Source organism: Paucilactobacillus wasatchensis (genome assembly GCF_000876205.1).
GTDB classification, from domain to species: Bacteria; Bacillota; Bacilli; order Lactobacillales; family Lactobacillaceae; genus Paucilactobacillus; species Paucilactobacillus wasatchensis.
Genome location: NZ_AWTT01000048.1, coordinates 1 through 15,268 on the forward strand (window position 1 = coordinate 1; position 15,268 = coordinate 15,268).

Annotated in this window: 16 protein-coding genes; 4 read left to right on the forward strand and 12 right to left on the reverse strand. The window is 38.2% G+C overall.

The window, feature by feature from the left end:
- A partial coding sequence (locus tag WDC_RS07960) for a magnesium transporter CorA family protein (protein WP_044011335.1) occupies positions 1-466 on the forward strand: 466 nt, incomplete at its 5' end.
- Positions 467-537: 71 nt separating this feature from the next.
- Complete coding sequence (locus WDC_RS09545; protein ID WP_082040964.1) at positions 538-657, forward strand: DUF4044 domain-containing protein; 120 nt, start codon at positions 538-540, stop codon at positions 655-657.
- Positions 658-707: 50 nt separating this feature from the next.
- On the opposite strand, the gene WDC_RS07965 is transcribed toward WDC_RS09545, so the two are convergent.
- From WDC_RS07965 to WDC_RS07980, 4 genes are all read right to left on the reverse strand, one after another.
- Positions 708-2,996: an FtsK/SpoIIIE family DNA translocase gene (locus WDC_RS07965; RefSeq protein WP_044011336.1), complete on the reverse strand. Its 2,289-nt coding sequence runs from the start codon at positions 2,994-2,996 to the stop codon at positions 708-710.
- A 64-nt stretch (positions 2,997-3,060) separates the two neighbouring features.
- Complete coding sequence (locus tag WDC_RS07970; protein WP_044011337.1) at positions 3,061-3,573, reverse strand: tRNA (cytidine(34)-2'-O)-methyltransferase; 513 nt, start codon at positions 3,571-3,573, stop codon at positions 3,061-3,063.
- Between the two features lie 194 nt (positions 3,574-3,767).
- Positions 3,768-4,616, reverse strand: a complete 849-nt coding sequence (locus tag WDC_RS07975; RefSeq protein ID WP_044011338.1) for a methyltransferase domain-containing protein — start codon at positions 4,614-4,616, stop codon at positions 3,768-3,770.
- Positions 4,617-4,626: 10 nt separating this feature from the next.
- Complete coding sequence (locus WDC_RS07980) at positions 4,627-5,790, reverse strand: AI-2E family transporter (RefSeq protein ID WP_082040965.1); 1,164 nt, start codon at positions 5,788-5,790, stop codon at positions 4,627-4,629.
- Positions 5,791-5,907: 117 nt separating this feature from the next.
- Between WDC_RS07980 and WDC_RS07985 the strand changes: the two genes are divergently transcribed.
- Positions 5,908-6,945, forward strand: a complete 1,038-nt coding sequence (locus tag WDC_RS07985; protein ID WP_044011339.1) for a lactonase family protein — start codon at positions 5,908-5,910, stop codon at positions 6,943-6,945.
- 66 nt (positions 6,946-7,011) lie between these two features.
- Here WDC_RS07985 and mgtE read toward each other — a convergent pair whose 3' ends face one another.
- The 4 genes from mgtE to WDC_RS08005 are packed head-to-tail and all read right to left on the reverse strand — an operon-like array spanning position 7,012 to position 10,767.
- On the reverse strand, positions 7,012-8,358 hold the full coding sequence (gene mgtE / locus WDC_RS07990) for a magnesium transporter (RefSeq protein WP_225349642.1): 1,347 nt from the start codon (positions 8,356-8,358) through the stop codon (positions 7,012-7,014).
- Between the two features lie 16 nt (positions 8,359-8,374).
- On the reverse strand, positions 8,375-9,259 hold the full coding sequence (locus WDC_RS07995; protein ID WP_044011340.1) for an RluA family pseudouridine synthase: 885 nt from the start codon (positions 9,257-9,259) through the stop codon (positions 8,375-8,377).
- Complete coding sequence (locus tag WDC_RS08000) at positions 9,256-10,065, reverse strand: NAD kinase (RefSeq protein WP_044011341.1); 810 nt, start codon at positions 10,063-10,065, stop codon at positions 9,256-9,258. The genes WDC_RS07995 and WDC_RS08000 overlap by 4 nt, the downstream gene beginning before the upstream one ends.
- Before the next feature lie 12 nt (positions 10,066-10,077).
- Positions 10,078-10,767 carry a GTP pyrophosphokinase gene (locus WDC_RS08005; RefSeq protein ID WP_044011342.1) on the reverse strand — a complete coding sequence of 230 codons (690 nt, stop codon included), beginning with the start codon at positions 10,765-10,767 and terminating at the stop codon, positions 10,078-10,080.
- A gap of 273 nt (positions 10,768-11,040) precedes the next feature.
- On the opposite strand from WDC_RS08005, the gene WDC_RS08010 reads away from it, so the two are divergent.
- Positions 11,041-11,676: a DsbA family protein gene (locus WDC_RS08010; protein ID WP_044011343.1), complete on the forward strand. Its 636-nt coding sequence runs from the start codon at positions 11,041-11,043 to the stop codon at positions 11,674-11,676.
- Between the two features lie 46 nt (positions 11,677-11,722).
- Here the strand turns inward: WDC_RS08010 and WDC_RS09430 are convergent, their stop codons facing one another.
- The 4 genes from WDC_RS09430 to WDC_RS08030 all read right to left on the reverse strand — a co-directional run bounded on the left by WDC_RS09430 (position 11,723) and on the right by WDC_RS08030 (position 15,156).
- The gene (locus WDC_RS09430; RefSeq protein ID WP_052497833.1) at positions 11,723-12,769 is read right to left on the reverse strand and encodes a competence protein CoiA; all 1,047 of its coding nucleotides are present in this window, start codon (positions 12,767-12,769) and stop codon (positions 11,723-11,725) included.
- A gap of 97 nt (positions 12,770-12,866) precedes the next feature.
- Positions 12,867-13,571, reverse strand: a complete 705-nt coding sequence (locus tag WDC_RS08020; protein ID WP_044011344.1) for an adaptor protein MecA — start codon at positions 13,569-13,571, stop codon at positions 12,867-12,869.
- Between the two features lie 134 nt (positions 13,572-13,705).
- Positions 13,706-14,107 carry a transcriptional regulator SpxA gene (gene spxA / locus WDC_RS08025; RefSeq protein WP_044011345.1) on the reverse strand — a complete coding sequence of 134 codons (402 nt, stop codon included), beginning with the start codon at positions 14,105-14,107 and terminating at the stop codon, positions 13,706-13,708.
- A 308-nt stretch (positions 14,108-14,415) separates the two neighbouring features.
- Complete coding sequence (locus WDC_RS08030; RefSeq protein ID WP_044011346.1) at positions 14,416-15,156, reverse strand: MBL fold metallo-hydrolase; 741 nt, start codon at positions 15,154-15,156, stop codon at positions 14,416-14,418.
- Between the last annotated feature and the right edge of the window lie 112 nt (positions 15,157-15,268).

The window sequence follows — 15,268 nt, forward strand, 5'->3', positions numbered from 1 at the left end:
AATCCAATTAACAACCGCCACCAAAAATGAACAAATTTATCAAATAATGGCATTACAAAAAACGTTAATTGAATTTGATATTGCTTTAAACCAAAATCAGCCCGTGCTCGAAAAAATTAGCTCAGGTAACCATTACTTTTCGACCACTGAATTGAACGAGCTCAGCGACCAAACTCTGATTGAAAATGATCAAGCAATGACAATGACAAATAATCAGAGTCAAATTTTGGATCAGTACAGCAACATGGTATCTGCTGTTGTGTCCAATAATCTAAACGATGTTATGAAAATTTTAACTTCAATAACTCTAATATTGACAATTCCTACTATCATTGGTGGTATTTATGGGATGAATGTTAATCTACCAGGTGCACAACTTGCATCCGCATTTTCATGGATCATGATAGCCACCATCGTCATCTGCCTGATTACCTTGCATACCTTAAGACGCCATCACTATATGTAACTTAACGATTGAATTTTTGCTTACTTTTGGTTACACTGTAGTGAGTATTTTTGAAAGGCGGTTATTATTCAATGCAAAAGAAGAAGCGTTCCGGATTTGAAAAAATAACGATGGTCGCCGTTTGGGTAATGATCATCTCAATGGTTGGCGGGGTTATTCTTGGTGCCATTGCCGGACTAGGCTTATATTAGACTAAAAATTTAAACAAAAAGCGGCCGCTACGCGGACGCTTTTTGTTTGCCTACTGTTCTTCTTTTTGCTTATAGACTTGACGTGGCTTAGAACCTTCGGATGGCCCAATCAAGCCCCTTTGTTCCATCTCATCTATCATCCTAGCAGCACGATTATAACCAATTCTAAAGCGACGTTGAATCAACGATGTCGACGCCTTTTGCTGATCAACCACAAAATCTAACGCTTCACCAAACAATTCATCTTCGTCTTCATTGGCTTCATCAGCCTTTATTTCATCATCTTTAACCACCATTGAATCGTCATACTGCGCTGGCTGCTCCTTTTTAATAAAATCAACTACTGCTTCAACATCATGGTCAGAAATAAAAGCACCCTGAATTCGGACTGGCTTATTTTGATCGATCGGCATAAACAGCATATCTCCGCGACCTAATAATTTCTCTGCTCCATTAGAATCTAAAATAGTACGAGAATCAATTCCACTTGAAACTGCAAAAGCAATACGTGACGGTACGTTAGCTTTAATTAGGCCAGTGATAACATCCACTGATGGCCGCTGAGTGGCTAAAATCATATGAATACCAGCTGCTCGTCCCATTTGTGCAATCCGTACTATCGCATCTTCAACATCATTGGATACAGTCATCATTAAATCTGCCAACTCATCCACAATTACCGATATTAATGGCAAATATGGTTTATTATCCTGATCCTGTTCGTTCGATTCGCGTACCATTTTGTTATAGCCAGCAATATTACGAACACCAAAACCAGCAAACAACTCATAGCGGCGTTCCATTTCACTAACTACTTTACCAAGTGCCTTAGCAGCCCGCTTCGGTTCAGACACTACTGGACTAAGTAAATGCGGAATCCCATTATAAACACTTAATTCAACTTTTTTAGGATCAATCATCAAAAACTTAACTTGATGTGGTTTTGCCTTTAACAAAATACTAGTAATGATCACGTTGATTGCCACTGATTTACCACTACCGGTTGCACCGGCAATTAGCAGATGTGGCATTTTCGTCAAGTCAGCAGTCATAACCTGGCCCGTCACTGCGCGTCCCAACGGTACCTCTAGCATTTTATTATTCGTTGGTGCTGCCTCTACCATGTCACGAAATCCAACAGTCGCAATTTGACGGTTTGGTACTTCAATTCCAATTAATGATTTGCCCGGGATAGGTGCCTCAATTCTGATGTCCTTGGCCGCTAATGCAAGTGCCAAATCATCAGCTAAGTGAACAATTCGACTCACCTTAACGCCAACGGCTGGTCGCAGTTCATATTTAGTCACTGATGGGCCCAAATTAACATTTTCAACCTTGGCATCAACTCCAAATGAAGCTAAGGTATCCTGCAATGTTTTGGTATTAAGCTTAATTGCATTTAATTCTTTGCTCTGGTCAGTAGCCTGCACCTTAGTTAACAAAGTAGTAGCAGGCAACTGATAATCAGCATTTTCGCTTTCTTGTGCCGGTTGTAGCTTGATATCATCTTCTTTAACATCAGGTTTATTGGCCGCCTTTACTTCTGAATCACTGGCAACAGTAATATTTGGTGTCTGACTGGCATCAGATTCGACCGAACTATCACTAAAAAAGTCAGTGACCGGCCGTTGTGATTCTGCAGGTTGTTGTTTTTCAGCAACTGGCTTTTCTTTTTTAATCTCGTTAGCGTGCTTCTTATGTGCTCTCAGTTCATGCTTATTCTGTAGTGATTTAATGCTCCTAGCCCCTTTACTGGCCGTCACAGTAATCGTGTTTAAAATTTTAGCAACGGGTAACTTAAAGAAGACAACTACCCCAATAATTATGAGTAAAATTGCAACTAAAGTTGTTCCTAAATTGGACACCAAAAAATAACAAAGCTGGTACAGATAAGCACCGATCATGCCACCACCAACTGGCATATCAATACTTCCTTGAACAATGTCTTGATTTAAATTAGTCCAAGTAATCGTCACAAAGTCGGCATGCCGATCCAATTGATTAAACATGGCACCATGAAATAATAACAAAACGCCAATATATGCTAATAAACCGCCGAGCAAAAAGCGGAACTTAAAATGAGGCCACTGGCCCTTAAACGTCAACCCGAGTGCATAAATACCGATAATCACCAACGCTAGCGGATAAGTTTGACCAACCAGCACTCGAAATAAATTAACTACTAAAGTACCAATTGCACCCAAGTTAAAGAGCCCCAAAAGTATCAATAATAAAATTACCACTCCTAATAAGTTATTAAGGGCAGAATCATATTTACTAGAATTGCTGGTTTTTCGTTTGGTTGTTTTTCTCTTTCGCCTTGTTTTTTTTGCAGCCACACAAATCCCTCTCTTTGCAGTTTCAATTAATCAATCTTAGCATAAAATAGCCAGTTACTTCAGTCTATTTCAATTTATCATTTTCGTATTTGTGCACCCGTTGCAAATGTAAAAAATTCTGTTGTCGCAATACTTCATAAATAACAATGGCAGCACTGTTTGATAAATTCAATGCCCGAATTTTAGTATCATCTTGTGGAATCCGAATAGCATTGTCAGGGTATTGCCGCATAAACGGTTCAGGAAGTCCCGTGGTTTCTTTACCCAATAAAAAATAATAGTCACCGCTCGCGGCAGAATAATCAGGACTGGAATAATCCTGATTTGCAAACTTAGAAACAATAAATAGTTTACTGATGTCCGGAACACTATTAATGAACTCAGGTAAATTTTCATGATAAGTAATGTCAACCTTATCCCAGTAATCAAGCCCCGCTCGTTTCATATGCTTGTCATCTACTGAAAAACCCAATGGTTTAATTAAATGCAATTTAGTATCGGTCCCAGCACAGGTTCTGGCAATATTACCAGTGTTAGCCGGCATTAATGGTTCAAATAAAACAATATGATTAGTCAAGACACTTAACTCCTTATTAATATCTGTTAAATTTAGCCAAATAAAAAAGCAGGGTCTCGGTGTGGGCACGGCGAAACGCTGCTTTAATGAAGTACTCCTTGGTAATCACCAACGGCAAAGTCGATGTCAACTACCAAACGATTTCTACCTAAAATGTACCACTAGTAACGTTTAATTGCAAATTTTCTCAAATCTTAATCATTAATCGCACATAGTAACGTCACATTCACCGTCACTTTGGTCAATTGTTGTAGTTGTGATTTTGTCAATTCACGAGCACCTTTCCCCCAATGAAGTGGTGTCATTAACACCATCGCTTCTCGCAATTCCGTTGGAATACCAAACTGATAGTTAACATTTCGAACCATCGTGTTCGGATAATGCTGTTTGAATAATTCAATCACGTTTGTATTATCATATTCGGCGTGGGCACCACTGGGATAAAGTAAATGGCGCAACTCAACTAAATACTCAGCATTAGGAATCACTTTCAATAACCGACCACCTGGTTTTAATACTCGTTTAAATTCACCGTAATCAGACGGTGAAAAAATTTCGATAACTGAATCAAAGCTCTGATCCATAAATGGTAACCGACGTAAATCTGCGACGCAAAAAAAAGCATCTGTAGCTAGCTGAGTGGCCAAATTAATGCCATCTTTTGAAATATCAAATCCAATTGCGGTATCGCGGTCAGCACGAATTCGTTCTAGTTCAACCAAAGGTGTTCCTTCACCACAGCCTACGTCCAGAATTGTTTGTGACTGCACGGGTAACTGTTGCTGAATTTGCTCGACAATTGGTTGAAACAAACCAGCAGACAACAATTTTCTTCTGGCGCTCAACATAGACTGATCATATTCAGACGACGCTGCCTTTTGCAAAAAGTATAAAAAACCATGCTTATTAAAATCAATCGAGTGTTGCTGCTCACAGATGAAACTATTACTACGCACCGCTTGCATTGGTACCTGACAGATGGGACACCTGAATAGTGCCAAATGTTGTTGCACAAATTGTTGGCTTCGTTCAATTTTTTTCACTCTGACACCTTTATTCCTTTGATTCTTCTTGATCGTAAAGCGCTGAATTTTCACGATACCATTTAAATAAATGGGTCACCAAAACCTTGATAACCGCATAACCTGGGATGCCAAAAATTACACCAAGAACTCCAAACATTTTACCAGAAGCTAATAACACGATGATAATTGTCACCGGATGGATTTTTAGATTGCTTCCTAAAATTAATGGTGACAATACCCGGCCTTCAATTGTTTGCTCAACAGCAAAAACAATCAGCACCTTCACCAGCATCCACGGCGAGATAAACGCTCCAACCAAAATAGCTGGCACCATCGCCAAAAAAGAACCAAGGTACGGGATCATATTTAATATGCCGGCAATAATACCGATCGTCAGTGCAAACTTGAGTCCAATGATTAGATAACCGATCCAAAACATTATGGCCACAAAAAAAGCAACTGTTAACTGTCCTCGAACGTAGTTACTGATTTGCTGATTAATTTCACCCAATACGTTTAAAAAAGACGGTCTCATTTTATCAGGAACAAACTTCACCAAATATTTAGGTAACTGTTTTCCATCTCGCAAAAGGTAAAATAAGATAAAGGGCATTGTAATAATGGCCACTAGCACCGTTGTCACAGTGCCTAACACATTCCCCAGCGAACTAACTGTCGATTTGACATATGCACTTGACTGCTGTGACAGCTCTTTAGAGGCAAGATCGCTCAAATGGTTAACTTGATCCTGAAACCGATTGAACATCGGCTGACTGATTAAACCATTGATATCACGGTTAATGTGCTTTAGATAACTCGGTAACGCCTGAACCATTCCTTGAATTTGTTGGTTGATAATCGGAATAATACTCCAAATGCCCCAAACTAATAATATCACCACAATCACAAACACGGCAGTGATAGTTAAGGTCCGATTGATTTTAAAACGTCGTTCGAGTCGGTCGACTAATGGATTTAATAAATAATAAAATACGCCTGCTAGCACAATTGGTAGCCCAACAATACTCATAAATTGCTGTAATGGTTTAAATAACCATGGTACCTTACTGCCCAAAAATAAAATTAATAACACTAACAAAATAATCACTAGTGTACTGACAATGCGACTGCTTTTTAACAACTGCCACACTGAATTAACTTTTCTTGATGGTTGCGGTTTTATTTCTTTCAATGCTTTCACCTCAATCGCAAGTTTTCTTGTTAATAGTGTAACATAATTCGTAGTTCGACTGGAATTGATAGGCCGTGATTGTTATATTAGTAAGTGAATCATTAGGAGGTAACCAAGATGCAAACAAAATTTTTAATTGGTACATATACGAAAAAAAATAGTCAGGGAATTTACTCAGTTAAACTGGATTCAAGCACAAAACGACTTTTAGATTTACACTTATTGGTTCATACCCAAAATCCCACCTACTTAGGTGTTTCGGCAGCAAATAATTTATATACTGTCAGCAAGAATGGTGAGCGAGGTGGCGTGGGGGCTTATAACCTAAGTAACGCTCCAGTAACACTAATTAATGAGGCACTTGGTGCGGGCTCGCCACCGGCCTACGTTGGCATTGATGAAGCTCGCCAACTAGTTTTCAGTGGTAACTATCATCAATCAACCGTCACCGTTTTTAAAATTAATGCTGATGGCAGCATCACCCAAACTGACCAGGTAACTCACCAAGGGTTGACCGGTCCCGCTGAGGAACAAGATACCCCGCACGTTCATTTTTGTGATTTGACACCCGATAATCGGTTAGTCGTTTGTGATCTTGGCATGGATTTAGTCGTTGTTTATAATGTGACAAAAGACGGCAAACTCACTGCAGTCTCACGCTACCAAAGTGAACCAGGGTTCGGTTCTCGGCATATTGCTTTTTCACCCACTAATCCCACCATTGCTTATTTATTAGGTGAATTAAGCAGCAACCTAGAGGTTTTAAAATACAATCCAGTTAATGGTGAATTTAAGCATTTACAAACTATTTCTACCATTCCAGCTGACTGGAATACACATAATGGTGCAGCAGCTATACATGTTTCCAGCGATGGAAAATATATTTACACATCAAATCGTGGTCAGAATACAATCGCGGTTTTCCAAACGCAATCTGATAATTCAGTTACGATGATTCAGGCGATTAGCACTGAGGGCGATTTCCCCCGTGATTTTGCGTTCGATGCAACGGAAAATTTCATTGTCTGTGCTAACCAAGAAACAGATAATTTAACTCTGTTTGAACGAAATGCTACTACTGGGTTACTAACCCTCATCCAAAAGGATTTCCCTTGTCCAGAAGGAGTCTGTGTTAAACTGGTAACACAAAAATAGCGATAAAATTAGTCCTGCAAGTTGATCAAACTTGAAGGACTTTTTATTTACATAAAATTTTTAATTTCAAGTCAGATAAGCCAAAAATAACTGAGCAACTGAAAAATAGATCATTACCGAGGTCAAATCAGATAATGTCGAAATAAACGGCCCGCTTGCCACCGCCGGATCCACTCCAATCCAATCCATCAAAATCGGAATTAAACTACCAGCTAAATTGGCCACTACAATTGCAGCCATCATCGAAATTCCAATCACGCCACCTAAAATGAAATTACTTTTCCAGAAACCAACAATTAGGGTAATCACAAGCGCTGACGTAAAACCAATAATTACTCCAGTTAACACTTCATTACTAATTAAGTGCCAAATCTTACGATCATTTTCAACTGATATTTTACGGATCGCAATCGCCAAGCTTTGCGTACCCGCGTTACCAGCCGTCCCCGTAATTAACGAAATAAACACCGCCAAAATACTTGCTTGACTGACTAAACTGTCAAAATGATTAATCAAACCTGCGGTGGACATCCCCAAAATAAGTAGTGTAATCAACCATGGTAAGCGATGAATTGCAGCTCGCCATGGAGTTTCCCTAGTGTCATCAACGTTAACACCCGCTAAACCTGAATAATCTTCAGCGGATTCTTCATCAATAACATCGATGATATCATCAATCGTAATAATGCCCAACATATGTCCAGTTCTGCTGACCACAGGAACAGCTAGAAAATCGTACTCACGAACTTTTTGGGCAATGTTTTCTTGATCGTCATCAACAAACACACTATAAACGTGCGGATTCATAATTGTCTGTATAACAGCTCGCTTGTCACTCACCATTAAATCCCGTAACGTAACTACTCCAATTAAATTTTGGGCATCATCCAAGACATATAAATAATAAATGATTTCTGCATTAGTAGCTTGATGTCTAATAATTTGCATTGCAGTGCTAACAGTTTTGTGTTGGTCTATGGCCACGTACTCTGTGGTCATCAAGGCTCCAGCAGTTTTATCTTGGTAATTTAATAACTGGCGTACTTCCGCAATTTCATCAGCTGGCATTAAATTTAAATAAGTTGCCAGATCAGCTTTATCCATTTGACCTAAAATATCAACTGTATTATCTGTATACATTTCTGACAAGATATCGGCAGCTAATTGCGGTTCCATTTCTTTTAAAAAACCGATCACAGTTGTTTCCTCAACCTCAAATTCATCAAACATATCACCCAGTTCTTTTGGTGTCAGAAACTGATATATTCGGCTACGTTGTTTAGCTGTGAATGAAGCAAACAGCTGCGTTTGGTCATAAAAATGCAGTTTTAAAAACTGACTGCGAAATAAAGTACGCTTTTGGTGGTCAAGTGCAGCTATAATTGCTAGATTTTCATTGTTGATCTCATTCACTATTTCTCACCTGACCCTACATTTCGCTAATAAATGCTTGCATATCTGCAGGCAGTGGGCAATATACTTCAATTTTTTTTTGAATAAATGGACTATAAAAACAAAGACTACCGCAATGCAGTGCTTGCCGCTCAAGCCAATCGGGTCCATCATACATTTGATCTCCAACTAATGGGAGTCCCAAATAATTAAAATGGACACGAATTTGGTGGGTCCGGCCAGTATGTAGTAGAACAGCTACTAAACAGCTGTTTGTTCCTTGTTTTTGTCGCCAGTATTCTGTTTGAGAACTTCTACCGCCTGCACCAACCTGTCTTTTAACAAAGGATTCAGGATCGCGCTGAATAGGTGCATCGATTAAGCCATGCGTTACTGTTAGTTTACCAGCCACAATTGCTTGATACCTTTTCACTACTTGATGTTTCTTTAATTGTTGGTCAAAAGCTGCGTGCGCAAAATGGTGTTTGGGAAAAATAACAATTCCACTCGTATATTTATCCAAACGTGTTGCAATATGAGTCACTTGATCAGCATAGTTTTGTCTCTGATAGTATCCCTTAACTCTATTTACCAAGCTATCTGCAATCTCAACGTGATGAGCGGGTACTGACGCGACTCCGGCAGGTTTGTTTAAAATCAAGTAATCATTATCTTCATACAAAATATCAATAGGTAGATCACTACGTTCAACCTTGTCACTAGCCACTTCATCCGGTAAAACCAATGTGGCACGGTCACCCTGGTGCATCATATTAATTGTCCAGACATGCTTGCCATTCAATAAAATATCACCACCATGGTATTTAGCGATAATTAATAAAGCACGGGTGACCCCATTTATTCCCAAAAAAGTTCTAACTTTAATTGGTTCCTCAGCCTGATAAGTCCACGAAAACCTCACTTTGCTCCCCCAATAAATGCCTCATCCACTCGTTCCCAAAAATTAGTATGGCGGTAACGCGCAAAATAAATTTGCCTAGCTGAAATTTGATAGTGAATAGAATCAATCAAGCGCTTTTCATTTAAGCCGTGGGCCTGATATTGATCACAGCTTACAATTAGTTGATCCACTGTTCGTAATTTTAAGTCTAAATATTGATCCTGACCCACAATGATTGGCGAGCCTAACGTTCTAAAAACCCGATTATTAATCGAAGCAATTTCACCAAGCTGAATACCTAGCAAACTCGGATCAATTACTGCTCCACCAATGGATTTATTGTAACCAGTTGAACCAGTTGGTGTTGAGATACACAAGCCATCTCCACGAAAGCGTTCAAATAACTGTCCTTTAATATAAATATCGCAAACCATCGTGTTCTCTATTTTTTTAATCGTTGATTCGTTTAAAGCAACAAAATGTTCCTTGGTCCCATCAGTATACTTTATATCGACATCCACCAGTGGATAACTAACACGCTGTCCGTTATCTTGTTTCAAACTGTCGATTAATTTGTCCACCTCATAGTCCCGCCAATCAGTATAAAAGCCTAAGTGGCCAGTGTGAATCCCCACAAAGCGAACATGTTCGAGCTGCTCACGATAATGATGGAACGCAGACAACAAAGTACCATCGCCACCAATCGTCAAAACTATATCGGGCGCACGATCGTCAATTTCAATATTATTTTCTTTCAATCCTTGATTAATTTGATTTGTAACTTTATTTGATTCTTTTGTATGGTTACTGTAGACCGCAACTCGCATCGTCGTTTCCTCTTAATCTTGCCCTGGTTGTCCTCGATCGTCTGCCTGCTCATGGTCTTGATTTTCTTGGTCAGACCAAGAATTACTCTTACCGTATGAAAACAGGTTCTGTGCTTCTTGAATTTCTTCTCTAATTTCAGACATCTCATTATCTAGTTTAAATGCAGCTTCTCCTGCTCGTTGTAAACGAACACTTAAATCATTTGGAAAATCACCCTGATATTTGTAATTAAGTGAATGCTCAATTGTCGCCCAAAAATTCATTGATAGCGTCCTAACTTGGATTTCTGTTAACAACTTTTTTTCACCCGAGACAAGTTGCACTGGATACTCAATCACAATATGGTAGGAACGATAACCACTTGGCTTTGCATTTGTAATATAGTCCCGTTCCTCTAAAATGGTCATGTCGCTACGTTGTCGTAATAAATCGACTACTTGATAAATATCTTCAACAAATTGACACATAATCCGCAACCCAGCAATGTCCTGCATATCTTGCTCTAATCGGTCGCGTTGAATATGCCGACGCACCATTTTTTCTTTGATACTATCGACGGGTTTCACTCGTCCCGTAACGAATTCAATTGGTGCATGTTGGTTCAAATCCTGGAATTGTTTACGCATCCCGCGTAATTTTATTTTTAATTCATCAACTGCCTGTTGATAAGGTAACAAAAAGTGTCGCCAGTTTTCTGCCATTATTTCGTTTCCCCCTCATCTTCGAATTCCATTCTATCATACATAGAACTCGTTTGGACTACCTGAAAGTTTTTCACAATCTTTCAATGTGGCATATTTCTTTACAACTGGACTAAAATTTGGCAAAATACAAATATTGATTTTAAATTGTCACCGATTAATTTCACAAGCGTTTTGATTGTTTTTTATCTCATGTTTGGTAAAGTTAATGTGCAACAATTTGGAGGATCTACTACATAGTTTAACTGGTTGTAGAATTGAGGAGGATGTATCTTGTTAGAAGTTTATTTATTTGTCGAACCACTTGGAACAAAATGCATGCGTTGCGAAAATGATGTTTTAAAGCTAGATAACACTTTAGATGGAACGGTGCAATACCAATTTATTCCATTGCTAAACATGCAGACCATCACCAATACTCTCGATGCATATGGATTGAATTCGCATGACCTGAAGCTAAGAAACAACGCTGCAGATACACTCTTCCAAATCATTATGGATTATAAAGCGGCACTATTTCAAGGTCGAAAAAAAGGACGTGCTTTTTTACTTCACATGCAACGACATCTGGTCTGCGACCATCACGAATACTCATTATCATTAACCAAGAAAATTGCACAAATGGCAAAATTAGATCTCGAAATGTTTACGGAAGATCGCACATCTAAATTAGCACGGCAAGCATTCACTACTGACCAAAAAATGGCCACTGAAATGGGTGTTTCAAAACCTTCCTCCGCTGTTGTTTTTGATGCCAATAACTCAGATGATGGTGTTCTCATCGATAATTTTGATTACCAAACTTTAGTTGATATTTGCACTAATAAAACGGAAGCCCTGCAAAAATCGGCGCAAGACTTCGTTAATTTTTATCAGCATCAAAGCAATCCTAATCTTCATATTCTTTAATTTATTAATTATAATTTGTAGGTGGCCTTAAGTGGGGTCACCTTTTTTATTGCCATTCAGAATTATTTTTCAAATAGTTCATTTTTTTCGTCCCATCATTAAACCACTCTGGAGCATTAACATAAGTTACGTTCCGATTCAGCGAAATAATGTGGTATCTTTTTAGCTGCAGCGTGAACTGTTTAAAATAGTGTATTTTAACATAATCTGTTGGCAAACAAGGAAAAGAAAGCCATTCTTGCGAATTGTCTTGTTTCAACCACCCAAACCAGTCTTCAAGTGACCATTGACGATTAATCGGTTCCTGTTCCAGTTGCAGCAAAACTTGTGTTTGCCAAATGGTCAATCCGTAAATTGCTGCAGGCCAATGTTGTTTGCTATAGTGTGCCACTATCGGGATGCCACTAAATAAATGGCCTGCTTGATAACAATGTTGAACAATTTTTTCAAGCCGCTCATGACCTTGCATTAATTGCCGATCAATAGTTTTTGTTTGTTGTATTACAATTTCTCTACTCGTCATATGTGGACGATTCGTTTTGCAAAAATCAATTAGTTGATAATGTCCACCATACATAAATTTTTTAGTTGTTGTGCTCCAGAATAATAGCCCAAGACGACCTGCAATTTTCTGTGTAAACTGTGCTATTTTAACGTTACTTAAACGGCGTTGTTGATAAGGTGCCCCTAATATCCACCATACTATAATATTTAGCTTTTGATAACCACGGTTTCGCTCTTGTAACCGTGCAAGTGAAATTGGACTGCATTGATACTCAAGCGCCACAGTTCGTGCGCCAATCTTAATTAAAAGATCTGGCCGCTGCTTAATCGCCGATAAATAGACCTCATACCTTGGACTAAAATGACGTTTAACCGCCCATGCATATAGTTGTTTTTTGCCTAACAAATGTTCACTGGTTTCACCTTCACTCGCAGCACAATCGCCGCCCTTGATGTGAGCAAAATGAGCAACCTTGATCTGCCCAGCACGCAAAATAACTGGTTGTTTACAAACAGGACAGATAAATCTCACCCGTTGCAAATTACGATTCGCCAAAACACTTTGACCATGGACCATTGCTATCAACATGTTAATCACCTCAGTTATTACATACGCATATCACATTATATTGCACCAAAAAAGCCCAGCCTATCTAAGGCTGAGCTTTATTATAAAAAGTAAAAAATTATTTGCTGAAGTAAAAACGAGTTAGCTCTAAAGCAGAATTATCCATAACTTTTTTTCCGTGCTCATTCAACACATCAGATGTGATTGTCGCTTTATTGCCATATTCATAAGCAATTGCCAACTCATCTTTAATAGTCTCAGGTGTTGTTTGATCAACAAAGAAAATAATTTCCAAGTAATAAGAATCACGATACGTATACAAATTGGACACTGCATTCTCTAAATGAAGTAGTCGTGCAATTTGAACCATATTTTCAAAATCATCCAATTTAATTACAGTGATGTTTTTTTCCAATTCCTGATTTTTGACTGCATCATCCAATTCATCATTACCAATGGCGCTTTTTCGTTGATCAGAATGTTTAGCATCGGTTTGCTCGAGTTGGCGCTTTAAAAATTCAGAAATATCATCTGATTGCAAGTCTTCTGTGCTCCCTGTCTCATCAGCAATGGCCTCTTCATCAATACCATTTTTACTAATAAACAGTTCCAGACCATTACGGTTTGGCAGCACTTGAAAGGTGACGGAATCGTTATTTTGAAACTGATGTTCAGTATCAACTTCTTCTAGAATACTATAAAAGAAGCTTTCAATTTGCTGATGATTACCCAATAAATCAAGTACAGTAATGCCACGTTGAGTCAAATCATCATTTCCAATTAAAACACGAATCGTATTTTCATTTATTCGTTCCATTTCCATTGAAATAGCACCCCTTTCGATCCGCAGAAAACGCTTCTTCATTATTGTATATTCTAACCGTTTTTACCGAAAAGTAAAGGAAGTTGCAAGCAAAAAGAGCTTAATACAAGCTGTGTTGTATTAAGCTCCTAAAGTTAAAACAAATTAGCTTGACGTTGTGCCTCGGCCAATTCCAATGCACGAACCTTGCGTGGTAAGAAACGCCGAATCTCATCCTCATTGTACCCCACTTGCAGTCGCTTATCATCGATGATAATAGGGCGGCGCAATAACCCAGGATTCTTTTGAATTAATTCATACAACGTTTTCATTGGTAAATCATCTAAATTAACATGTAATTTTTGAAATGCTTTTGAACGTTTTGAGATAATCTCTTCGGTACCGTCTTCGGTCATTCGAAGGATTGTTTTAATTTCATCCATTGAAAGTGGTTCGGAAAAAAGATTTCTTTCCCGATATGGGATGTCGTGGTCTTGTAACCAAGCCCGTGCTTTGCGACATGATGTGCAACTTGGAGATGTATAAAGTGTTACCATAATTGTTTGCCTCCTTGAAACTCTATAGCTAGTTACGCTATAAAGTATTTCCTTGCTACGCTTTTTATTATACAACATTAAGCAATAAAAAGATAGTATATTTTTAAGAACGAAGAAATAAAGGTCAAACTTTTTAATATACAATTATCCGTGTTTTGTCATTTTATAACATGTATATCAGTTAAAAAAACGCTACTTGGTCTGTAATAGGTTGAGTGCAACCAATTATTCACTAATTGATTCAAAAAGTTTTTAATTATGTCTTTTTTGTGAATAAATTTCAAATTTAGTAGTATAGCTGCAACATTCTACAATGTAATCACCATGTTGCTAGTTGCACATTTCACAACAATGTCATCACCTGCCTCTTCTTGAGCAGCTTGTTTTAGCTCATTTGGCTGAACATATTGTGGTAAATGAGAGAGAACCAATTGTTGAACACTAGCAGTCTTTGCTAGTTTGCCGGACTCATAGGCAGTCATATGCCATTTGGGTCCTTTTGGAGCAACTAAAAAATTTGTATCTGTAATTAACAAATCCGTTTTGTTAGCAAAAGGAACCAAAGCAGCTATATAGTCAGTATCAGAAGTAAATACGAAATTGGCAAGAGTTGCACGCTCTGTAAATCGCATTGCATAAGCTGGCACAGGATGCTTCGTTAACATGAACTCAACATCAAATGGTCCTAATTTAAGAGTATGCTGGGGCTCATATGCTTCACCAACTGTCGCACCAGGCCAGTTTAACCGATTAAAACTATTTTTATCTGCAGTGTGCCCATAAATTGGCAATACTTCCAGTTTTTTACTACCTGGTGCTAATTGCCAATAATGCTGAAGAACTCCAATATCAGCCACATGATCTGCGTGGTAGTGCGATAATATTACGGCATCTAGTTGCAAAGGATTAAGCACTTGTTCTAATTTAAGTAACACGCCACTACCACAATCTAGCAGTAAATTATAATCACCTGTTTGTATCAAATATCCAGAAGTCGCTTGATTATTGAACGGATAGCCACCAAAAAAACCTAAAATTGTTATTTTCAAAATTATATTTCACCTTTCCAATTCTTTCTATTAGATACTAACATTTTAAAACGGTTATAGACATCTTTTAATTTTCTTGTTACCTAATTATTTTCACCAAAATTAATGGATT